Below are 23,598 nucleotides of genomic sequence, written 5' to 3' on the forward strand. Positions count from 1 at the left end.
TCAAGCACGTTGCCCCGCCGGCAGCAGCACGAAGGCGGTTTCCTGCGCGGTGGCCTTGCCGCTGCGACGCGCGGCCAGGATGGTCTTGACGCTGTAGATCAGCACGCTGATGACCACGCCCATGAACAGCGCGCACAGCGCCGCGTCCAGCCGGTCGTTGAACACCACGCGCTCCATCGCCGCCAACGACTTGGCCGGCGCCAGCACCTTGCCTTCGGCAATGGCCGTGGCGTACTTGTCGGCGTGGGCCAGGAAACCCAGCTTGGGGTCGGCCGAGAAGATCTTCAGCCAGCCGGCCGTCATCGTGCAGACCAGCAGCCAGGCGGCCGGCACGATGGTGACCCAGGCGTAACGGTCCTTCTTCATCTTGAAGATGACCACCGTGCCCAGCAGCAGCGCGACGGCAGCCAGCATCTGGTTGCCGATGCCGAACAGCGGCCACAGCGTGTTGATGCCGCCCAGCGGGTCGATGACGCCCTGGTAGAGGAAGTAGCCCCAGGTCGCCACGCACAGGCCCGTGGCGATGAAGTTGGCCACCCAGCTTTCGGTGCGCTTGAGCGACGGCACGAAGCTGCCCAGCAGGTCTTGCAGCATGAAGCGGCCGGCGCGCGTGCCAGCGTCCACGGCGGTCAGGATGAACAGCGCCTCGAACAGGATGGCGAAGTGGTACCAGAAGGCCATCAACGCCTTGCCGCCCACCACCTGGTGCAGGATCTCGGCCATGCCCACGGCCAGCGTCGGCGCGCCGCCGGCACGGGCCAGGATGGTCTTCTCGCCGACGTCCGCGGCGGCCTGCGTCAGCATCTCGGGCGTGACGACGAAGCCCCAGGTGGACAGCGTCTGCGCGACCGTGGCCGCGTCCTTGCCGACGACCGCGGCCGGGCTGTTCATCGCGAAGTAGACGCCCGGCTCGATGCACGAGGCCGCGACGAGCGCCATCACCGCGACGAAGCTCTCGGCCAGCATGCCGCCGTAGCCGATGTAGCGGGCGTGGGTCTCGTTCTCCAGCAGCTTCGGCGTCGTGCCCGACGAGATCAGCGCGTGAAAGCCCGACACCGCGCCGCAGGCAATGGTGATGAACAGGAAGGGGAAGAGGCTGCCGGCCCAGACCGGCCCGTTGCCGGCGGCGAACTGCGTCAGCGCCGGCATCTTTAGCGGCGGCGCGACGATGACGATGCCGATGGCCAGCGCGATGATGGTGCCGATCTTCAGGAAGGTGCTCAGGTAATCACGCGGCGCCAACAGCAGCCAGACCGGGATGCAGGCGGCGACGAAGCCGTAGCCGATCAGCAGGCCCACCAGCGTGGTCGGTGCCAGCGTGAAGATGGGCGCGAGCGTGGCGCTCTCGCTGACCGCCTGGCCGCCGAAGATGGCCGCCATCAGCAGCACGAAGCCGATCACCGACACCTCGCCGATGCGGCCCGGGCGTAGGAAGCGCAGGTAGACACCCATGAAGAGCGCGACCGGAATCGTCGCCGCGACCGTGAACAGACCCCAGGGCGAATCGGCCAGCGCCTTGACGACGATCAGCGCCAGCACGGCCAGGATGATGATCATGATCATGAAGGCGCCGAACAGCGCGATCAGGCCCGGCACCGTGCCCATTTCCTGCTTGACGAGGTCGCCGAGGGACCGGCCGTCACGGCGCGTGGAAATGAAAAGAACGATGAAGTCCTGCACCGCGCCGGCAAAGACGACGCCGGCCAGGATCCACAGCAGCCCCGGCAGATAACCCATCTGCGCCGCGAGCACGGGACCCACCAGCGGACCGGCACCGGCAATCGCCGCGAAGTGGTGGCCGTAGAGCACGTGCTTGTTGGTGGGCACGTAGTCCAGGCCGTCGTTGTACTTCCAGGCCGGCGTCTGCCGCTTGGCGTCCAGCCCCAGCACCTTGTCGGCGATGAACAGGCTGTAGTAGCGGTAGGCGATCAGGTAGGTGCACAGCGCGGCGGCGACGACCCACAGTGCGCTGATCGTCTCGCCGCGGCTCAGGGCCACGGTAGCGAGGGATGCGGCACCCAGGATCGCGACACCCGCCCAGGCGAGGTGGCGGCGCAGATTCGACATGGTTTGTCTCCGTTGCGGTGCAGACCTCGACGTGGGGCGCGACCGTGGTGCAAGTCTCGGAAAACATGCACCAGGTGGCATCGGTCAAGCCACGCGGGGCAGGCGCGCGGGACCACCTAAGGGTCAACCCGACCCGTCGCGCATCACACCCGCTTACGAATGCCTCGACGCCAATGGTCAACGCCGGACGCGACCCCGCGTTGTTCTGTACATCGCAGGCCAGCTGTTTGGCCGTGTAGGAGGTTCCACATGCTTCGTCCCATCCTTGCCGCCATGGTTGCCAGCGCCGCACTGCTCGGCGCGACCGCCGCGCAGGCCGGCACGCACTGGTCCATCGGCATCAACCTGCCGCCGGCCGGCATCGTCGTGTCCGACGGCGGGCGCTACTACGAGCCGGCCCCGGCCTACTACGCGCCGCCACCGGTCGTCTATGCGCCCGCGCCCCGCTACGTCCAGCGCGACGTCTACTACGCGCCGCCGCCGCGGGTGATCTACGAGACGTCGTACCGTGACCGCCGATGGGATGGCCGCGACGACCGTTGGCACTCAGGGCGCGGAAACGAGCGTCATGACCGCCACGACCGTTGGGATCACGACCGCGACGACTACGGTCCGCGTCGCGGGCGCTGAGGTCAGGCGCTCACCGGAGCGCCACCGCAAGCCTCGACGGCCGCACACAGATTGCTGAACCAGCTGCCGTCGATGTCCGCCCGCCCTTGCGAGCGGGCCAGCAAAACCTGCAGTGCGGGCAGCAATCTGGGGCTCGCCAGCTTCTCCGCCGCATGCAACTCCTGAATGCGGCAGTCGTCGTCCAGATGCGTCAGCAGGTGGTCGATGGCGCGCGGATCGTGGCGCTGCGCCAGCCCCACGATGGCTTCGCCGCGCACGTCGGCCACCGGGTCACGCAGGTTCAGCCACAGCCGCTCGCGGATCTGCGGCGTGTCCGCCTCATGCAGCGAGCCCAGCCCGAACGTGGCCCAGTCGCGCACCTCATCGGCGCTGTCGCAGGCCAGGATCAGCAGTGCCTCGACGGCCGCCGGCTCGTCATGGTTGCCCAGTGCAAAGGCGACGTCGAAACGCAGCGAAGCATTCGGATGGGATGCAAGCCGCACCAAGTCATGCAGCGCCGCGGGGTGCGGCCGGTGCCCCAGCCCTGAAGCGGCCGCACCCACGACCTCATCGTGCGGGTCACGCAGGCCTGAGAGCAGCAACTCGCGGGTCTCGTCCAACGCATAGGCGACGCCGGAGGACTTGCCTTCGCGGCGGCGCTGTTGCAGTTGGGACGCGATGTACAGCCCCAGCGCACGTCGCCGCCAGCTCGCACTCGCCGCCAGCGATCGGGCCAGCGCCAGCGTGTAGGCACTACCGCGCATCCGCAGCACGTGGATCGCCCGCCAGCAGCGGTCGCCATCCCACCCGCGCAGCGCGATGCGCACCAGCCGCCGGGCGCTCAGCGCTCGCAAGCGCGCGGGTGTGGCGCGGCGCTTCATCGTTGCGACGCCGCGCGCCTACCCGGGCCGCCGCGCGCGGATCTCGGCGGTCAGCCGCTGCAAGTCCGCGATCTCGAACGGCTTCAGCAGCGCACGCACATTGGGGCCGAAGCTGCCCAGGTCATCGCCCATCGCATAGCCGGACGAAAACACGACCCAGGCCTGCGGATCGCGGCTGAGGATCGCGCGGGCCAGGTCGACGCCGGACATCGCCGGCAGGCTGACGTCGGTCACGACGAGGTCGAACCTGGCCGGCTCGTAGAGCGCCAGCGCCTCTTCGGCCGTCGCGCAGCTTTCCAGCAGCAAGCCCTCTTCTTCCAGCAGCCACGCGATCTGCTCGCGCAGTTCGGCGTTATCTTCGACAAACAGCGTGCGCAGCACCGTGGCGCGCGCCGGGCGGCGGTCGAGCGCCAGCTCGGCAACCGTGCGCGCGAGCAGCCGGGGCGACACGGGTTTTTGCAGGCAACGCTGAAAGCCCGCGCTCAAGGCCGCGTCGCGGTCCGCCGAGCGCACGTAGGCGGTCACGGCGGCCGCGGCCAGCACATCGGCGTCCAGGTGCATCTCGGTGCGCACATGGCGGATCAGGTCGTAGCCGCCCATGCCGGGCATGCCCAGGTCGCTCAGCAGCACGTCAAAACTCTGCAGGCTCAGCAGCGCGATGGCAGCTTCGGCCGATTGCGCGGTGACGACGTCCGCGCCGCGCTCGGACAGCAGCCGCCCATGGGCTTCCAGCACGTCGGCATGGTCGTCGACGATCAACACCCGCACGCCGTCAATCGGCGGCTCGACACCGGCTTCGGGCTCCACCGGGTCGACGGGCGGGGTCTGCGAGGGGTCGGCCCGCGGCAGGCGCACGCTGAAGATGGCGCCCTGGTCGGGCCCGGCACTTTGGGCCGACACCTGACCGCCGTGCAGCTCGACGAGGTTCTTGACGATGGACAGGCCCAGCCCCAGGCCGCCATGCATGCTGGTGGCGCTGCCGTCGGCCTGCGTGAAGCGGTCGAACAGCCGCGGCAGGAAATCGGGCGCGATGCCTTTGCCGTTGTCGCTGATGTCCAGTTCGACGAAATCGTCGCGCACGGCCGTCGCGAGCGTCACGGTGCCACCGGCGGGCGTGAACTTCATCGCGTTGGTGACGAGGTTCATGACGACTTGCGTCAGCCGCCCCGCGTCACCGAAGACCTCGGCCGTTTCGGGCGACAGCTGCAGCACGATGTCGAGCTGGCGCGACTGCGCGGTGGGGCGGGCCGTGTCGGCGGCGCCGGCGACGAGGGAGTTCAGGTCCACGCGCTCCAGATTCATCAGCTGCTTGCCGGCGACGATGCGGCTCATCTCGAGCAGGTCGTCGACCAGCACGGACTGCGCCTGGGCGTTGCGCGCGATGGCCTGCACGCCGCGCTGCACCATGCCAGGCTGCACGTTGGGGTGCGTCAGCACATTGACCCAGCCAATGATGGCGGCCAGCGGCGTGCGCAGCTCATGGCTGATGGCCGCGAGGAATTCCTCCTTGGCGCGGGCGGCGTGGTCGGCAGCGCTGCGGGCGGCCTGTTCGGCGGCCAGCAATTGCTCGCGGCGCAGTTGCAGCTCGCGGCGGTCCGTGATGTCGTGGAAGTAGAGAGAGAGCCCCTCGTGCGACGGGTAGCAATGGCATTGCAGCCAGCGCTCGGTCGCGCCGGGCGCCGTCGCCTCGAAGGACACGGCCTGCCCGCTCGACACCGCGCGCTCGAACCCGGCCTCGGCCTCGCCGGTACCGAACACCTCGGTGCGGTGCCGCCCGATCAGCTCTTCAGCACAGCGGCCCAGCAGGCGCGCGCCCTGCTCGTTGACGTAGCCGATGCGACCGTCGCGCTCGGCGAGCAGCAGCCCGTCGGTGATGCTGCTCATCATGGCCTTCAGCCGGCGGTCGGCGTTGAGCAAGGCCTCCGTGCGCTCGGTGACACGGCGCTCCAGCGTCTCGTTGAGGTCGCGCAGCAGCTCCTCGGCGCGGCGGCGCTCCTCCACCTCGGCCAGCAGCGCGAGGTTGGTGCGCTGGATCTGCCGGCTCTTGCGGTCCAGCTCGGCAAACACGGCCACCTTGGAGCGCAGCACGGCCGGGTTCACCGGCTTGTGCAGGTAGTCCACGGCGCCCGAGCCATAGCCTTGCAGGCGGTACTGGTCCTGGTCGAAATAGGCCGTCAGGAAGATGATGGGCAGGTGAGCGTTGCGCTTGCGCTCCTTGATCATCTGCGCCAGCTCGATGCCGTTCATGTCGGGCAGCTGGATGTCCAGCACCATGACGGCGAACTCCTGCGCCATCAGCGCCAGCAGCGCCTGGTCGGCGGACAGCGCGCGCACGATGCGGTAGCTGGGGTCGTTGAGCACGCTCTCCAGCACCAGCAGGTTGGCCGGCTCGTCGTCGACGATGAGGATGTTGGTGAGTTCACCCGCATCCGTCGGCACCATCGGCTCGCTTGGTTGCATCGTCATCACCGGTACAGCCACACGCGCATCAACGACAGCAATTGCGCGGTGTTCACGGGTTTGGAGATGTAGTCGCTGGCGCCGGCCTCGAGGCACTTCTCACGGTCGCCCTTCATGGCCTTGGCCGTCAGCGCGATCATGGGCAGGTTGCGGAACTCGGCGTGCGAGCGGATCTCGCGCATGGTTTCGTAGCCGTCCATGTCCGGCATCATGATGTCCATCAGCACCAGGTCCAGGTCGGACGTGTGCTCAATGATGTCGATGGCCGCCCGCCCGCTGGTGGCGGTCAGCACCTGCATCTCCTGATTCTCCAGCAGCGTCGTCAGCGCAAAGATGTTGCGCGCGTCGTCGTCCACGACCAGCACCTTGCGGTCGCGCAGCATCTCGGAGGCGCCATGCAGGCGCTGCAGGATGTCCTGCTTGTCGGCCGGCAGCTCGGTGACGACGCGGTGCAGGAACAGCGCCGTCTCGTCCAGCAGCCGCTCGGGGCTTTGCACGTCCTTCAGCACCACGCTCTTGGCGAGCGCGCGCAGCTGCTTCTGCTCGGCGCTGGAGAGGTCCTTGCCGGTAAACACCACCACCGGCACGGCCGCCAGCGCGGGGTCACCATGCAATTGCTCCAGCAGCTTGAAGCCGCTGACGTCGGGCAGGCGCAGGTCCAGCACGATGCAGTCGAAGGTCTGCTCGCGCAGCGCCTGCAGCGCATCGGCGCCGGTGCCCACCGCCTGCAGCTCGATGTCGTCGTGGCCCAGCAGTTCGACGATGGCCTGGCGCTCGATGTCGTTGTCCTCGATGACCAGCAGCCGGCGCGTGCGCGGCACCGTGAAGTCGCGGATGCGGTCCAGCGCGGCTTCCATCTCCTCGCTGGTGGACGATTTCACGACGTAGCTGAAGGCGCCGTGCGCCAGGCCATGGTTGCGGTCCTCCTCGGCGACGCTGAAGATCTGCACCGGGATGTGGCGCGTCAGCGGGTCGAGCTTGAGCTGGTTCAGCACCGTCCAGCCCAGCATGTCGGGCAGGAAGATGTCCAGCGACACGGCAGTCGGCCGGAAGCGCCGCGCCAGCTCCAGCCCCAGGCTGCCCTTGAGCGCCACCAGGCCCTTGAAGCCGCGGTCGCGCGCCAGGCCCAGCACGATGCGGGCGTAGTGCGGGTCGTCCTCGATGATGAGCAGCACCGAGTCGCCGTCGACGATGATGTCACGGTCGTCGGGCACCTGCGTCTCGCGCACCAGCGGCACGCTGCCCCGCAGCGCGGCGGTCGGGCGGGCGTGCTCGGGCACGGGCGCCATGCGGGCGCTGTCGGCGCCGGCGAACTGCAGCGGCAGGAACAGCGTGAACGTGCTGCCATGGCCGTGCACGCTGGCCAGGCGGATTTCGCCGCCCAGCAGCGCCGCCAGCTCGCGGCTGATGGCCAGGCCCAGGCCCGTGCCACCGTATTTGCGCGACGTGCCGGCATCGGCCTGCTGGAACGCCTCGAAGATCAGGCGCTGCTTCTCGGGCGCGACGCCGATGCCGGTGTCCTCCACCGCGAAGGCCAGCACATGCGGCGCCTTGGACAGCACCGGGTGCTCGGTGCTCCAGCCCTCCCGCGCCAGGCTGACGCGCAGCTCGACATGGCCGTGCGCCGTGAACTTCACCGCGTTGGACAGCAGGTTCTTCAGGATCTGCTGCAGCCGCTTGGCGTCGCTCTCCATGCTGCGCGGCAGGTCGTCCGCGAACAGCAGGCGCAGCGGCAGGCTCTTGGCCTCGGCGACGTGGCGGAAGTTGCGGTCGATGCTGTCGCGCAAAGACGCGAACGAGATGTCCTCGATCTCGACCGTGACGGTGCCGGACTCGATCTTGGACAGGTCCAGGATGTCGTTGATCAGGTGCAGCAGGTCGGAGCCGGACGAATTGATGTTGCGCGAGAACTCGACCTGCTTGCCGCTGAGGTTGCCGTCGTTGTTGCTGGCCAGCTGCTGGCTGAGGATCAGGATGGAGTTCAGCGGCGTGCGCAGCTCGTGCGACATGTTGGCCAGGAACTCGGACTTGTACTTGGACGTCAGCGCCAGCTCGGCCGCCTTGTCCTCCAGCGCGTGGCGGGCCTGTTCCACCTCGGTGTTCTTGCGCTCCACTTCCTCGTTCTGCTCGGCCAGCAGGCGTGCCTTGGTGCCCAGCTGCTCGTTGGTCTCCTGCAGCTCGCTCTGGCGCGATTGCAGTTCCACGGTCAGCTGCTGCGACTGCGCCAGCAGCGACTCGGTGCGCATCGTCGCCTCGATGGTGTTGAACACCGCGCCGATGCTCTGCGTCAGTAGCTCCAGGAAGGCCAGCGAGCCGCTGCTGAAGGGTTGCAGCGTGGCCAGCTCGATAACCGCCTTGGTCTCGCCCTCGAACAGCACCGGCAGCACGATGACGCTGACGCGCTGGGCATGGCCCAGGCTGGACGAGATGGCGACGAAGTCGGAGGCGATGTCGGCCAGCAGCGTGCTGCGCTTCTCGATCGCGCACTGGCCCACCAGGCCTTCGCCCAGCTCGATGGTGGGCATCAGCCGCACCGCGCCGCTCTGCGCGTAGCTGGCCAGCAAGCGCAGCCGCGGGTGCTCGTCGGCGCCGGCGCCGGCCAGGTGGTAGATGGTGCCCTGGTGCGCCTGCACCAGCGGCGTCAGCTCGGTCAGCAGCATCTGGCTGACGGTCTGCAGCTCGCGCTGGCCTTGCAGCATGCCGGTGAACTTGGCGAGGTTGGTCTTCAGCCAGTCCTGCTCGCGGTTGCGCTCCGTCGTCTCGCGCAGGTTGGAAATCATCGTGTTGATGTTGTCCTTCAGCTCGGACACCTCGCCCTTGGCCTCCACCTGAATGGCCCGCGTCAGGTCGCCCTGCGTCACGGCCGTGGCCACCTCGGCAATGGCGCGCACCTGCGTCGTCAGGTTGGCCGCCAGCAGGTTGACGTTGCCGGTCAGGTCCTTCCATGTGCCCGATGCGCCCGGCACGTGCGCCTGGCCGCCCAGCCGCCCATCCACGCCCACCTCGCGGGCCACGTTGGTCACCTGCTCGGCGAAGGTGGCCAGCGTGTCGGTCATGTTGTTGATGGTGTCGGCCAGCGCCGCGACCTCGCCCTTGGCTTGCACCGTGAGTCTCTGCGTCAGGTTGCCGTTGGCCACGGCCGTCACGACCTTGACGATGCCGCGCACCTGCTCGGTCAGGTTGGAGGCCATGAAGTTGACGTTGTCGGTCAGGTCCTTCCACGTGCCGCCCACGCCGGCCACCTTGGCCTGGCCGCCCAGCTTGCCCTCGGTGCCCACCTCGCGCGCGACGCGGGTCACTTCACCGGCGAAGGCATTGAGCTGGTCGACCATGGTGTTGATGGTGTTCTTCAGCTCCAGGATCTCGCCGCTGACGTCCACCGTGATCTTGCGGTTCAGGTCGCCACGGGCCACGGCGGTGGTCACCTCGGCGATGTTGCGCACCTGGGCCGTCAGGTTGGCGCCCATGGTGTTGACCGAGTCGGTCAAGTCCTTCCACGTGCCGGCCACGCCCGGCACCACGGCCTGCACGCCCAGCCGCCCTTCGGTGCCCACCTCGCGGGCCACGCGCGTCACTTCGGACGCGAAGGAGCGCAGCTGCTCCACCATGGTGTTGATGGTTTCCTTCAGCTGCAGGATCTCGCCGCGCACGTCCACGGTGATCTTCTTGGACAAGTCGCCATTGGCCACCGCGATGGTCACCTCGGCGATGTTGCGCACCTGGTTGGTCAGGTTGGAGGCCATGGAGTTGACGTTGTCGGTCAGGTCCTTCCACGTGCCCGCCACGCCCGGCACCTGGGCCTGGCCGCCCAGCTTGCCTTCCGTGCCCACCTCGCGCGCCACGCGGCTCACTTCGGAGGCGAACGCGCCGAGCTGCTCGACCATGGTGTTCATGGTCTCCTTCAGCTGCAGGATCTCGCCCTGCACGTCCACCGTGATCTTGCGGGACAGGTCGCCGCGCGCGATGGCGGTGGCCACGTCGGCGATGTTGCGCACCTGGCCCGTCAGGTTGGACGCCATGGAGTTGACGTTGTCGGTCAGGTCCTTCCACACGCCCGCCACGCCCGGCACGGCGGCCTGGCCGCCCAGCTTGCCCTCGGTGCCCACCTCGCGTGCGACGCGCGTCACTTCGGACGCGAAGGCGCGCAGCTGGTCCACCATGGTGTTGATGGTCTCCTTCAGCTGCAGGATCTCGCCGCGCACGTCCACGGTGATCTTCTTGGACAGGTCGCCGTTGGCCACCGCGACTGTCACGTCGGCGATGTTGCGCACCTGGCCTGTCAGGTTGGAGGCCATGGAGTTGACGTTGTCGGTCAGGTCCTTCCACGTGCCCGCGACGCCGGGCACCTGGGCCTGGCCGCCCAGCTTGCCTTCCGTGCCCACCTCGCGCGCCACGCGGGTCACTTCGCCGGCAAACGCGTTGAGCTGGTCGACCATGGTGTTGATGGTGTCCTTGAGCTCCAGGATCTCGCCGCGCACGTCCACCGTGATCTTCTTGGACAGGTTGCCGTTGGCCACGGCGGTCGTCACCTCGGCGATGTTGCGCACCTGGCCCGTCAGGTTGGAAGCCATGAAGTTGACGTTGTCGGTCAGGTCCTTCCACGTGCCGGCCACACCGGGCACCTGCGCCTGGCCGCCCAGCTTGCCGTCGGTGCCCACCTCGCGCGCCACGCGGCTCACCTCGGAGGCGAAGCCGTTGAGCTGGTCCACCATGGTGTTCAGCGTGTTCTTCAGCGCCAGGATCTCGCCCTTGACCTCCACGGTGATCTTCTTGGACAGGTCGCCGCTGGCCACGGCCGTCGCCACGTCGGCGATGTTGCGCACCTGGCCGGTCAGGTTGGAAGCCATGAAGTTGACGTTGTCGGTCAGGTCCTTCCACGTGCCGGCCACGCCGGGCACCTGGGCCTGGCCGCCCAGCTTGCCGTCGGTGCCCACCTCGCGCGCCACGCGGCTGACTTCCGACGCAAAGCCGTTGAGCTGGTCCACCATGGTGTTGAGGGTGTTCTTCAGCTCCAGGATCTCGCCCTTCACGTCCACCGTGATCTTCTTGGACAGGTCGCCGCCCGCCACGGCCGTCGCCACGTCGGCGATGTTGCGCACCTGGCCCGTCAGGTTGGAGGCCATGGAGTTGACGTTGTCGGTCAGGTCCTTCCAGGTGCCCGCCACGCCGGGCACCTGGGCCTGGCCGCCCAGCTTGCCTTCCGTGCCCACCTCGCGCGCCACGCGGCTCACCTCGCCGGCAAAGCCGTTGAGCTGGTCGACCATGGTGTTGATGGTGTTCTTCAGCTCCAGGATTTCGCCGCGCACGTCCACGGTGATCTTCTTGGACAGGTCGCCGTTGGCCACGGCCGTCGTCACGTCGGCAATGTTGCGCACCTGGGCCGTCAGGTTGGTCGCCATCGCGTTGACCGAGTCGGTCAAGTCCTTCCAGATGCCCGCCACGCCGCGGCCCTGGGCCTGGCCGCCGAGCTTGCCGTCCGTGCCCACCTCGCGCGCCACGCGGGTCACTTCGGAGGCGAAGCCGCCGAGCTGGTCGACCATGGTGTTGATGGTGTTCTTCAGCTCCAGGATTTCACCGCGCACGTCCACGGTGATCTTCTTGGACAGGTCGCCGTTGGCCACGGCCGTGGTCACCTCGGCGATGTTGCGTACCTGGCCCGTCAGGTTGGAGGCCATGAAGTTGACGTTGTCCGTCAAGTCCTTCCACGTGCCTGCCACGCCGGGCACCTGCGCCTGGCCGCCCAGCTTGCCGTCCGTGCCCACCTCGCGCGCCACGCGGCTGACCTCGCCGGCAAAACCGTTGAGCTGGTCCACCATCGTGTTCATGGTGTTCTTGAGGGCAAGAATCTCGCCCTTGACCTCCACGGTGATCTTCTTGGACAGGTCGCCGCTGGCCACGGCCGTCGCCACGTCGGCGATGTTGCGCACCTGGTTGGTCAGGTTGCTGGCCATGGAGTTGACGTTGTCGGTCAAGTCCTTCCATGTGCCGGCCACACCGGGCACGCCGGCCTGGCCGCCCAGCTTGCCCTCGGTGCCCACCTCGCGCGCCACGCGGGTCACTTCGGACGAGAAGCTGTTCAGCTGGTCCACCATCGTGTTGATGGTTTCCTTCAGCTCCAGGATCTCGCCCTTCACGTCCACCGTGATCTTGCGCGAGAGGTCGCCACGCGCGACCGCCGTCGTCACCGTCGCGATGTTGCGCACCTGGGCCGTCAGGTTGGTCGCCATCGCGTTGACCGAGTCGGTCAAGTCCTTCCACGTGCCGGCCACGCCCGGCACCACGGCCTGGCCGCCCAGGCGGCCGTCGGTGCCCACCTCGCGCGCGACGCGGGTCACTTCGGACGCGAACGAACGCAGCTGGTCCACCATGGTGTTGGTGGCTTCCTTCAGCTGAAGAATTTCGCCGCGCACGTCGACCGTGATCTTCTTGGACAGGTCGCCGTTGGCCACCGCGATGGTCACGTCGGCAATGTTGCGCACCTGGGCCGTCAGGTTGCCGGCCATCTGGTTGACCGAGTCCGTCAGGTCCTTCCAGACGCCGGACACACCCTTCACCTGTGCCTGGCCGCCCAGCTTGCCCTCGGTGCCGACCTCGCGGGCCACGCGGGTCACTTCACTCGTGAACACCGACAGCTGCTCGATCATCGTGTTGACCAGCCGCGCCGAGCGCAGAAACTCGCCCTTCAGCTCGCGGCCGTCCACCTCCAGCTCCATGGACTGCCCGAGGTCGCCTTTGGCGACGGCGCCAATGGTGCGCGCGATCTCGGCAGTCGGCCGCACCAGGTCGTCCATCAGCGTGTTGATCGACTCCACCTTGGTGGCCCAGCCGCCCAGAGAACCCGGCAGCGACATGCGGTGCTTGAGCCGCCCTTCCTTGCCCACCGTGGCCGACAGGCGCGACACCTCGGCAGCGATGCGCGCCTCCTGGGCCGTGATCTGGTTGAAGGCAGAGGCGATCTGGCCGTCCACGCCGTCCCAGCTGTTGGGGAGGCGGATCGAGAAATCGCCGTCACGCAGCGCCGACAGCGCGGCCAGGATCTGGCGCGAGCGGGCAGCACCCGGTTCGGCGGCCGTGTCGTGCGCCGCAGCGTCAATGGCGTTGGTGGGGTTGACGCGCTTCTTGCGAGGTTGCTGCGCGGTGGTAACAGTCATGGCCCGCCCAATAGAGAAATGAACAAGGATTCTGCGGCGTGAACGCCCTCGGTTCACTCCGGATGCGCCCGAATCCGCCTCGAAAAAAGTGCTCGCTCAGCGGGAATCGGCGGGGGGTGGATCATCGGCTTCCTGACGCCGAGTTCCAACGACAAATCGAAGACGCTCAGCGCGGTTGCGCGTTGCGCGCATGCTCCACGGCATAGCGGATCAGTTCCGCCTGCCCGTCCAGCTCCAGCTTGCGCTTGATGCTCTGGCGGTGCGCCTCCACCGTGCGCACGCTCAGGTCCAGCTCGCGGGCGATCTGCTTGCTGGAAGCGCCCTGCCCCAGCTTGGACAGGATCTCGCTCTCGCGCGGCGTCAGCACCGGCTTCGGGCTCTGGCCGCGGAACAGCCGCCCCGACACGGCGGCGCTGAGGAAGGTGCCGCCTGCCGCAACCGCGTCGATGGCCGACACGATCTCGGTCGCCGGCGCATCCTTCAACACGTAACCGCGCGCGCCGGCGGTCAGTGCGCGCTGCACGTACTCAGGGTTGTCATACATGCTGAACATCAGCAGCTTGATGGACGGCTGCGCCGCCAGCATGTCGGCGCCCAGCGTGATGCCGTTGCCATCCTTCAAGCCCACGTCCATCAGCACGACATCGGGCGCCGTGCGCGCCAGCTGCGCCAGCGCGTCGGCGCGGCCGCCGGCCTCGCCGACGACCTCGAAACGCGGCACGGCCTGCAGGCGCGCCACCAGGCCCTCGCGCACCATCGGGTGGTCATCGACGATCAGGATGCGGATGGGTGGGGTCATGCGGTAGCGCGGGCGAGGTCGGCGGCCGATAGTTTGACCGCCAGCCGGCTGCCGCGGCCGGGCACGGTGTCCAGGCTCAGCCGCGCGCCCAGCGCATCGGCGCGCTCGCGCATGCTGCGCAGGCCCAGCCCGCGGTCCGCCACCGCCTGGGCGGCGTCGGCATCGAAGCCCTGGCCGTCGTCGTCTATCTCCAGTGCCAGCCCGCCCTGGCGTTCGAAGCGCAGCGTCACGCCCACCGTCGCCGCATGCGCGTGGCGGGCCGCGTTGCTCAAGGCCTCCTGCGCGATGCGGAACAGCGCCGTCTTCACGGCCTCGGGCAGGTCGACCTCCTCGCCCGCGATGACCGCCTCGAAATGCGTGCCGCCGGCCGCGTCGAACTCGCCCGCCAAGTGCTGCAGCGCTGCCGGCAGGCCCAGCGTGTCCAGCAGCGCCGGGCGCAGCGCGTGCGACAGGTGGCGCACCTCGGCCAGCGTGCTGTTCAAGCGCTTCAGCGCCAGCTCCTGCAGCCGGGCGGCCGACGCCGGCTCGTGCTGTGCCGACTCGATCAGCAGCTTGGTCGCCACCAGCGCCTGGCTGACGCCGTCATGCAGCTCGCGCGCAAGCCGCGCGCGCTCGTCCTCCTGGCTTTGCACGACCTCGCGCGCCAGCGCGCGCAGCTTCGCCTCGGCACTGCGGTGCTCGCTGAGGTTCAGCGCCAGCGCGCCGGCGCTGATCAGCGCCACACCGAACACGGCCACCGCGCCCACCCACAACATGGTCGCCGTGATGTTCTGGCGCGCGCCCCGCTCCAGCTCGCCCATCGTCGCCTCGATGCCGTCCAGATACAGGCCCGTGCCCAGCATCCAATCCCACTCGGGCACGGCGACGACATAGCCCAGCTTGGGCGCCAGCAGGCTGCTGGACGGCTTGCGCCACAGGTACTCGACATAGCCACCGCCGGCCTTGGCCTGGGCGATCAGCTGCTGGATCGTCGGCCTGCCCTGCGGGTCGCGCAGTTCCCACAGGTTCTGGCCGATCAGCTCCGGCTGGCGCGAGTGCATCAGCACGTGGCCGTCCAGCGCGTAGACGAAGAAGTAACCGTCACGGCCGTAGTCCAGCGACGACAGGATGGCCAGCGCCCGTTCCTGCCCGCCGGGCTGGCCCAGCAGCGGCTTGACGGTGCTGACGGCCAGGTCAACGTAATGCTTGAGCTCGGTGCGGCGCGCGTCCATGTAGCTGGCGCGCACGAGGGCATGCTCACGCGCCGCCAGCTCGCTCTCCTGCTGGCGCACGGCCAGCGCGATCAGCGCCAGCGACGCCAGCAGCGGCAGCAGTGCGAGCAGGAACAGGCGGCCCCGCAGGGACAGGGCCGCCCAGGCCTTCACGATCAACGGCCCAGCGTCGCAGCGGCAGGCGCCGCCTTGCGCTGGATCGGCTTCCAGCCGTCCAGGCGCTTCAGCACATCCGCAATCGCGGCGTCCAGTTGCGTGTCGTCACCACGGTTGACGGCGGCCGGGTCCAGTTCGACGTCCATGTCCGGCGCCACGCCTTCGTTCTCGATGCGCCACTCGCCTTCCGGCGTGTAGAAGCGGAAATAGGGCACGGTCAGCATGGCGCCGTCGATCAGCGGCGGGTTGGTCGAGATGCCGATCAGGCCGCCCCAGGTGCGCTTGCCGATCAGCGGCCCCAGGCCCACGCGCTTGAACGCGTAGGGCATGAAGTCGCCGCCCGAGCCGGCGTCCTGGTCGATCAGCATGGCCTTGGGGCCGTAGATGGCACCGCCCGGCGTGTCGAACACCAGGCCGTCGCGGTCCTTCCAGCTGCCCAGATACGGCCGCGCCAGCAGCTCGGTCACGTAGTTGGCCGCCTGGCCGCCGCCGTTGCGGCGGTCGTCGACGATCAGCGCCTGCTTGTCGACCTGCGCGAAGAACATGCGGTTGAAGTGCTCGTAGCCCTGGCCGGCGGTGTCGGGCATGTAGACGTAGGCGATCTTGCCGCCGCTCTTCTGATCGACCTTCCTGCGGTTGCCGTCGATCCAGGCCCAGCGACGCAGCTGGCCCTCGTTGGCAATGGGCTCGACCGTGATGTCGCGGCGGCCCTTGCCGGCGGCATCCTGCGCGAGGGTCACAACGACCTGCTTGCCGACGGTGTTCTCCAGCAGCGCATACAGGTTGGTCTTGGCGTCCAGCTCATGGCCACCGATGGCGAGGATGAAGTCGCCCTCCTTCACGCCCAGGCCCGCGACCGCCAGCGGCGAGCGCAGGTTGGGGTTGAGGCGGTCGCCGGCGTACAGCCTGGCGATCTTGTAACGCCCCTGCTCGATGGCGAAGTCCGCGCCCAGCAGGCCCACGGCGACCGGCGCCTCCTGGTGCACGTCGCCGCCGCCCAGGCGGTTGTGGCCCACCTGCAGCTCGGCAATCATCTGCACCAGCAGGTCGTTCAAGTCCTCGCGGCGCTGCACATGCGCCAGCTGCGGCAGGTAGCGGTCGTAGACGGCCTGCCAGTTCAGCCCATGCATGCCGGGGTCGTAGAAGAACTCGCGCTCCATCCACCAGGCCTCGTCGAAGATCTGCTTCCACTCGGCCTTGGGGTCAACGCGGGCGCGCAGGCCCGACAGGTCCAGCGGCTTGCTGTCGCCCTTGTCGTTGGCGTCGCCCACCTCCAGCTTGCCGCCGGCCACGGTAAGCAGCAGCTTCTTGTGGTCTTCGCTCAGCGAATAGTCGGCGATGCCGGTGCGCAGCAGCTTGGGCTTGCGCTCCTCGAAGTCGAAGCGCCACAGCTCGGCCGTCGCGCGGCGTTCGGCCTGCGGCGCCTCGTTGCTGACGCCGGGCTGCGGGCGCTGCAGGTAGTACAGCGCGCCGTCAGAAGCGACGGCCAGGCTGTCGTAGTTGCGCTCGGCCACCGGCAGCGCGACGACGCGGTCGGCCAGTCCGTCGAGGTCGACCTTGATCGGCTTGACGGGCTCGGGCTTCGTGTCGTCCTTCTTGGCGTCGGCGGTCTTCTTGTCGTCCGCCTTCTTGTCATCCTTCTTCGCCTCGTCCTTCTTGGCGTCGTCTTTCTTGTCGTCTTTCTTGCCATCCTCGTCGCCCGCCTTGGGCGCCAGCGGCGACTTGCCGTCGGCCGCCAGCACCAGCGCGTACAGGCCCGCGCGGCGCGGGCGTTCCTGCGTGGACAAGTCCAGGCCGACCTGGCCGGGGCCCGAGTTGATGGAGGCCGTGAAGTACAGGTAATCGCCCTTGGCCGAGAAGGTCGGGTTGCCGACATGGGCCAGGCCATCGGTGACCGCATGGTTGCGGCCCGTCGTCAGGTCGTGCAGCCAGATGCGGCCGAAATAGTTCTCGCCCGAGGTCGTGTAGGCCAGCCAGCGGCTGTCCGGCGAGATGGAGACGGCGTAGCCATCGGCACCGAAGCGGCGCACGTCGGTCGCGATCTTGACCAACTGGCCGCGCTGCGCGCCGGCCGCCAAACCCATGCGGTACAGGTTCAGGTGGTTGTCCTGCAGCACCAGCTGGTGGCCGTCGGGCGACCATTCCTGCAGCGTGAAATAGCCGTCCTTGGGCAGCAGGAAGCGCTCCTTGGCGCCCAGGCCCGTCTGCGCCTGCAGCACCAGCTCATGGCGCATGCCGGGCGCGTCGGAGATGTAGGCGACGCGCTGGCCGTCGGCGCTCCACAGCGCGTCCTTCTCGCGCACGCCGGTGGTCTCGGTCAGGTTGCGCACGCTGCCGTCCTTGACCGGCACCGTGAACACCTCGCCGCGCGCGCTCACCACCACCCGCTTGCCGGTGCTGGACAGCCGCGCCGAGCTCAGCGCCTTGCCGGCGTCCTTCCACTGCGTGCGGGCCTGCGGCGCGGTGCTGGCGAGCTGGATGTCGAGCACCCGAGGCTCACCACCGGCCAGCTCGATCTGCTTGATGCGGCCGCCCGACTCATAGACCAGCGTGCTGCCGACAGCGTCCACGCTGCGCACATCCCACTGCGTCTCCCTGGTGAGCTGGCGCAGCGATTGCGTGGCTGGGTTGAAGGCGAACAGGTTGGCCGCGCCATCGGCGCGGTCGGAGATGAAGACGACTTCGCCGCCCGCCCACACGGGCGCCGAGTCGCTGGCGTTGACGTGGGGGATCTGCTGCCACGTCTGGCTGGCCATGTCCATGACCCAGACCGGCGGCGTCGAGCCGCCACGGCTCTGGCGCCAGCCGCTGGCGCCGGCATAGGCCGCGTTGTAGGGCCGGTAGGCCAGTTGCTTGCCATCGGCGGACCACGATCCCTCGAAGGCGACCGCCTTCATGACCTGCTTCTCGTAGCCGCCGTCGACGCTGACCTCGTAGAGCTGGTTGCTGCGGTTGTTCAGCACCTCGCGCGGCGACGCGAACAACACGCGCTTGCCGTCCGGGCTCCAGCCGCTGACGACGTCCGGCGTCGGATGCCAGGTCAGGCGCCTGGGCGCTCCGCCGTCCAGGCCCACGACGTAGACATCGGTGTTGCCGTCATAGCTGGCCGAGAACGCGATCTGCTTGCCGTCGGGCGAGAAGCGCGGCGCGAATTCGCTGGCCGCGTGGCTGGTCAGGCGCCGGGCATTGCCGCCGGAGCGGTCGGCCAGCCACAGGTCGCCGGCGTAGACGAAGGCCAGGTGGTCCTTGGAGACGGCGGGCTGGCGCAGCATCAGCGTCGGCTCGGCGGCGTTGGCCAGGCCGGAGGTCATCCAGGCGCAGGCCAGAGCAAGGGCAGACCGCGTAAAGCGGGCAAGGCGGGACGGGGACATCGGGATCTCCGACAGAGTCGCAAAACCCACGACTCTAAGTCCCGGGACGCCCCGGTCGGAAAGTCAGCCCGGCGCGCGCTTGAAGCGGCTCTTGATGCCGCCGGCGATGACGACGACGCCCGGGATGAGGATCATGGCCCAGATGATCTTGTCCAGATTGGCCTTGACCCAGGGCACGTTGCCGAACAGGTAGCCGATGAGCGTGATGCCGCACACCCAGAGCACGCCGCCGGTCACGTCGTAGAAGGTGAACTTGCGCCGCGTCATCTGCGCCACGCCGGCCACGAAGGGCGCGAAGGTGCGCAGGAAGGGCATGAAGCGCGCCGCGATCAGCGTGAAGCCGCCGTACTTCTCGTAGAAGGCATGCGCCTTGTCGAACGCGGCCTTGTTGAAGAAGCGCGAGTTCTCCCACTGGAACACGCGCGGCCCGAAGTGGCGGCCTATCGTGTAGTTGCACTGGTTGCCGGCGATGGCCGCCAGCGTCAGCAGGCCCATGGACAGGCCCAGGTCCATCAGCCCCACGCCGCACATCGCACCGACGACGAACAGCAGCGAGTCCCCGGGCAGGAAGGGCATCACGACGACGCCGGTCTCCACGAAGATGATCAGGAACAGCAGCGCGTAGACCCAGGCGCCGTAGGCCTGCACAAAAGTGGCCAGGTGCTGGTCGACGTGCAGAATGAAATCGATGAGGAAGTGAATCAGGTCCATGGCGCGGCATTATCCCGACGCCTCGATGACAGCCTGGGGGAAACGATAATCACCGGGATGGATTCCCCCCTGCCCGAGGTTCCCGCTTCCCGCGCCATCCGCGAACTGCCCGATGAGCTGATCAGCCAGATCGCCGCCGGCGAGGTCGTCGAGCGCCCGGCGTCGGTCGTGCGCGAGCTGGTGGACAACGCGCTGGACGCCGGCGCGCGCAACGTGCTGGTCAAGCTGATGGCCGGCGGCGTGCGCGGCATCGTCGTCGAGGACGACGGCTGCGGCATCCCCGTGGCGCAGCTGCCGCTGGCGCTCAAGCGCCACGCCACGAGCAAGATCGCCTCGCTGAACGAGCTGGAGTCGGTCGCGACCATGGGCTTTCGCGGCGAGGCGCTGGCCGCCATCGCCTCGGTGTCGGAGATGTCGGTCGCCAGCCGCACGGCCGACGCCAACCACGCCCACCGCCTGGACGCCCGCAGCGGCGAGCTGTCGGCCGCGGCCCGGTCGCGCGGCACCAGCGTGGAGGTGCGCGAACTGTTCTTCGCCACGCCCGCGCGCCGCAAGTTCCTGAAGACCGATTCGACCGAGCTGGCCCACTGCGTGGAGGCCGTGCGCCGCCATGCGCTGGCACGGCCTGATGTGGGCTTTGCGATCTGGCACGAGGGCAAGCTGGTCGACCAATGGCGCGCGGCATCCAGCGAGCAACGCATCAGCGATGTGCTGGGCGAAGACTTCATTGCCGAGAGCCGCCCTTTCGGGCTCAGCTTCGGCCCGCTGGCCCTGACCGGTCGCGCCGGGCTGCCCGAGGCCGCGCGCTCGCGCGCCGACCAGCAGTACGTCTGGGTCAATGGCCGCTACGTGCGCGACAAGCTCATCAGCCACGCCATACGCTCGGCCTACGAGGACGTGCTGCACGGCCAGCGCCAGCCCAGCTATGTGCTGTTCATCGAGATCGCACCCGAGCTGGTGGACGTGAACGTGCACCCGACCAAGATCGAGGTGCGCTTCCGCGACGGCCGCGCCATCCACCAATCCGTGCGCCGCGCCTTTGTCGAAGCCCTGGCCCAGTCGCGCAGCGCCGACCCGGCCGGCCCCGACTCGGTGCTGTCGCCGCTGGCCTTCGAGCCGACGATGCCGGCCACGCTCTACGTCGCCGAGTCGCGCCCCAGCTACACGGGCTATGTGCCGCCGGTGCCCGCCTCGGCCGAGCAGGTGCGGCTGTCCCTCGTCGAGCACGAGACGCTGTGGGATCCGGGTCAGGCACAGCCGCCGGCGCCCTCGCCCACCGGCGCGGTCGTGCCCACGCTCAAGCTGCCCGACCAGGACTGGCCGCTGGGCCGCGCCATCGCGCAGATCCAGGGTGTCTACATCCTGGCGGAGAACAAGCAAGGCCTGGTCATCGTCGACATGCACGCGGCCCATGAGCGCGTCGTCTACGAGCGGCTCAAGGCCAAGCTGGGCGCGACGCAGATCGAGAGCCAGCCGCTGCTGATCCCTATCAGCTTTGCCGCCACGGCCGAGGAAGTGGCGGCCGCCGAGCAGCATGCCGCCACGCTGACCCAGCTGGGCCTTGACGTGGCGCCGCTGTCCGCCCGCACGCTGGCCGTGCGCTCGCGCCCGGCGCTGCTAGCCGCCAGCGACCTGGTCGCGCTGACGCGCGAGCTGCTGGCCGAGATGGCGCAGTTCGACGCCAGCTCGGTGCTGCAGCGCGCCCAGCATGAGATCCTGGCCACCATGGCCTGCCACGGCGCCGTGCGCGCCAACCGGCAGCTGACCCTGGACGAGATGAACGCGCTGCTGCGCGACATGGAAGCGACCGAACGCGCCGACCAGTGCAACCACGGCCGCCCCACCTGGCGACAGCTCGACATGCGCGAGCTGGACGCCCTATTTTTGAGAGGCCGCTGAAGCCCGTTATGGCCACCATCACCCTGAAGGGCAAACCCAAGCCCGCCGCTAAGACCCGCAACGCCGAGGGCGAGAAGCGTGCGCCGCTGCGCGGCAAGGGCGTCTCCAAACCCCGGCCCTCGCTGGCCAAGGCGCAGGCCGAACGGGCCGAGCGCGAGGAGCAGTTCCAGAAGGCTCAGGCGCAGCGCAACGAGCGGCCGGCACCCCAGCGGGACGAACGCGCGGCCCGGCCCGGTCCCAAGCCGGGCGGCTTCAAGCCCGAGCGCCCGCCGCAGCGCAGCGAGCCCTTCCGGCGCGACGAGCGCCCCGACCGGCCGCGCGATGAACGCCAGGGCCGCCCCGGTCCCAAACCCGCTGGATTCAACCCCGACCGCTCGCCGCAGCGCGGTGAACCGGTGCGGCGCAACGAGCACCGCGACGAGCGCCCCGCCGACCGCCCGCGCGACGACCGCCCGCCGCGGGTCGACCAGCGCCGCGCGTCCAACCGCGGCCCCGGCTTCGAGCCGCCGCCGCGTCCGCAGCGCCGCCTGAGCCCCGCCCGCGAGATCGACGCCGAGGACGGCGAGCGCCTGTCCAAGCGCATGAGCGAGCTGAAGCTGGCGTCGCGCCGCGAGGCCGACGAGTGGATCGCCGCCGGCTGGGTGCGCGTGAACGGCAAGGTCGCCGTGCTGGGGCAGCGCGTGCTGCCGGACGCGCAGATCGACATCGACCCCGCCGCACGCCAGCAGCAGGCGTCGCTCGTCACGGTGCTGCTGCACAAGCCCATCGGCTACGTCTCCGGCCAGGCCGAGGACGGCTACGAGCCGGCCGTGGTGCTGTTCCAGCCCGAGAACCGCTGGACGGAAGACGCGTCCGGCATCAAGCCCAACGCCGGCCACCACCGCAACCTGGCGCCCGCCGGGCGGCTGGACATCGACTCCACCGGCCTGCTGGTGCTGACACAGGACGGCCGCATCGCCCGCGTGCTGATCGGCGAGGACTCCGACGTCGAGAAGGAATACCTCGTCCGCGTGGAGTACGTGGGCCTGCCCGGTGCCGACCCGGTGCCCGAAGGCACGCTGCCCAACGCCGCGCTGTCGAACAACAAGCTGGCGCTGCTCAACCACGGCCTGGAGCTGGACGGCGAGGCGCTCAAGCCCGCCAAGGTCAGCTGGCAGAACGAGCAGCAGCTGCGCTTCGTGCTGCGCGAGGGCAAGAAGCGCCAGATCCGCCGCATGTGCGAGCTGGTCGGCTTGAAGGTCGTGGGCCTGAAGCGCGTGCGCATCGGCCGCATCCCGCTGGGCCATCTGCCGGTTGGGCAGTGGCGCTATCTCGCTCCATGGGAGAAGTTCTGAACACACCGATTTGCCTGGCCGGCCCGACCGGCTGCGGCAAGACGGCGGCGGCGCTGGCGATCGCCGAGGTGCTGCCGGTCGAGATCATCAGTGTTGACTCGGCGCTGGTGTATCGCGGCATGGACATCGGCACGGCCAAGCCCACGGCCGCCGAGCAGGCCGCCGTGCCGCATCACCTGATCGACATCCTCGACCCGACGGACAGCTACTCCGCCGCCGAGTTCGTGCGCGACACGAAGCGACTGGCTACCGAGATCAGCGCGCGCGGCCGGCTGCCGCTGCTGGTGGGCGGCACCATGCTGTACTTCAAGGCGCTGTTCGATGGCCTGTCGACGCTGCCGCAGGCCGATGCCGAACTGCGCGCCGCCATCGACGCCGAGGCGGCCGAGCGCGGCTGGCCGGCGATGCATGCCGAGCTGGCAAGCCTTGACCCCATCACCGCCGCTCGCCTGGCGCCCAACGACAGCCAGCGCATCCAGCGCGCGCTGGAGGTGATCCGCCTGACCGGCCAGCCGCTCAGTGCGCTGCATGCCGCGTCGCGCCAGGACGACGACATGAAGGGCGTCGACTGGCCGCTGTTCTCGCTGGAGCCCGTAGACCGCGGCTGGCTGCACGCCCGCCTGGCCCAGCGCTTCGAGCAGATGCTGGCCCAGGGCCTGGTCGACGAGGTCAAGGCCTTGCGCGCCCGCGGCAACCTGAGCCTGGCGCTGCCGTCCATGCGCTGCGTCGGCTACCGCCAGACCTGGGAGGCGCTGGATGCCAACGACTTCAAGGACCTGCCGGCGCGCGGCATCGCGGCCACCCGCCAGCTCGCCAAGCGCCAGATCACCTGGCTGCGCAGCATGCCGCAGCGCCGCGTTATCGCCTGCGACGGACCGCAGCCCACGCCCGAGCTGCTTGCGGGCCTGCAGCGCCTGTTCGGTTGATTTCCCTTGCAACCCTTTCGAGA

General features: G+C 69.0%; 12 protein-coding genes. 4 read left to right on the plus strand and 8 right to left on the minus strand.

Annotation, left to right across the window (positions count from 1 at the left end; all coding sequences use genetic code 11):
- Positions 1–2,067, minus strand: a complete 2,067-nt coding sequence (locus AC1D29_RS27060; protein WP_477903397.1) for a carbon starvation CstA family protein — start codon at positions 2,065–2,067, stop codon at positions 1–3.
- 249 nt (positions 2,068–2,316) lie between these two features.
- Here AC1D29_RS27060 and AC1D29_RS27065 point away from each other — a divergent pair, with 249 nt between their 5' ends.
- Positions 2,317–2,697, plus strand: coding sequence for a hypothetical protein (locus AC1D29_RS27065; RefSeq protein WP_477903399.1), 381 nt, complete (start codon positions 2,317–2,319; stop codon positions 2,695–2,697).
- 2 nt (positions 2,698–2,699) lie between these two features.
- On the opposite strand, the gene AC1D29_RS27070 is transcribed toward AC1D29_RS27065, so the two are convergent.
- The 7 genes from AC1D29_RS27070 to AC1D29_RS27100 form a co-directional block, all read right to left on the minus strand.
- A complete protein-coding gene (locus AC1D29_RS27070) occupies positions 2,700–3,557 on the minus strand; it encodes a HEAT repeat domain-containing protein (protein ID WP_477903401.1) in 858 nt (285 codons plus the stop codon).
- A gap of 18 nt (positions 3,558–3,575) precedes the next feature.
- Positions 3,576–6,017 carry a response regulator gene (locus tag AC1D29_RS27075; protein ID WP_477903403.1) on the minus strand — a complete coding sequence of 814 codons (2,442 nt, stop codon included), beginning with the start codon at positions 6,015–6,017 and terminating at the stop codon, positions 3,576–3,578.
- Between the two features lie 5 nt (positions 6,018–6,022).
- The gene (locus AC1D29_RS27080) at positions 6,023–13,168 is read right to left on the minus strand and encodes a HAMP domain-containing protein (protein WP_477903405.1); all 7,146 of its coding nucleotides are present in this window, start codon (positions 13,166–13,168) and stop codon (positions 6,023–6,025) included.
- A gap of 166 nt (positions 13,169–13,334) precedes the next feature.
- A complete protein-coding gene (locus AC1D29_RS27085; RefSeq protein WP_477903407.1) occupies positions 13,335–13,967 on the minus strand; it encodes a response regulator transcription factor in 633 nt (210 codons plus the stop codon).
- On the minus strand, positions 13,964–15,331 hold the full coding sequence (locus tag AC1D29_RS27090) for a cache domain-containing protein (protein ID WP_477903546.1): 1,368 nt from the start codon (positions 15,329–15,331) through the stop codon (positions 13,964–13,966). Before AC1D29_RS27090 ends, AC1D29_RS27085 begins: the two co-directional genes overlap by 4 nt.
- A 2-nt stretch (positions 15,332–15,333) precedes the next feature.
- Positions 15,334–18,645, minus strand: coding sequence for a S41 family peptidase (locus AC1D29_RS27095; RefSeq protein WP_477903409.1), 3,312 nt, complete (start codon positions 18,643–18,645; stop codon positions 15,334–15,336).
- Positions 18,646–18,768: 123 nt separating this feature from the next.
- Entirely contained in the window at positions 18,769–19,416 is a 648-nt protein-coding gene (locus AC1D29_RS27100; protein ID WP_477903411.1) for a DedA family protein, read from the minus strand.
- Between the two features lie 57 nt (positions 19,417–19,473).
- Between AC1D29_RS27100 and mutL the strand changes: the two genes are divergently transcribed.
- Genes mutL through miaA form a run of 3 tightly spaced genes read left to right on the plus strand, consistent with a single transcriptional unit; the run spans position 19,474 to position 23,575 of the window.
- Positions 19,474–21,315: a DNA mismatch repair endonuclease MutL gene (mutL, locus tag AC1D29_RS27105; protein ID WP_477903413.1), complete on the plus strand. Its 1,842-nt coding sequence runs from the start codon at positions 19,474–19,476 to the stop codon at positions 21,313–21,315.
- A gap of 8 nt (positions 21,316–21,323) precedes the next feature.
- Positions 21,324–22,649, plus strand: a complete 1,326-nt coding sequence (locus AC1D29_RS27110; RefSeq protein WP_477903415.1) for a pseudouridine synthase — start codon at positions 21,324–21,326, stop codon at positions 22,647–22,649.
- Positions 22,634–23,575 carry a tRNA (adenosine(37)-N6)-dimethylallyltransferase MiaA gene (gene miaA, locus AC1D29_RS27115; RefSeq protein ID WP_477903417.1) on the plus strand — a complete coding sequence of 314 codons (942 nt, stop codon included), beginning with the start codon at positions 22,634–22,636 and terminating at the stop codon, positions 23,573–23,575. Before AC1D29_RS27110 ends, miaA begins: the two co-directional genes overlap by 16 nt.
- Positions 23,576–23,598: the final 23 nt, after the last annotated feature.

The sequence above is a fragment of the Roseateles sp. P1_C6 genome, from assembly GCF_056406315.1.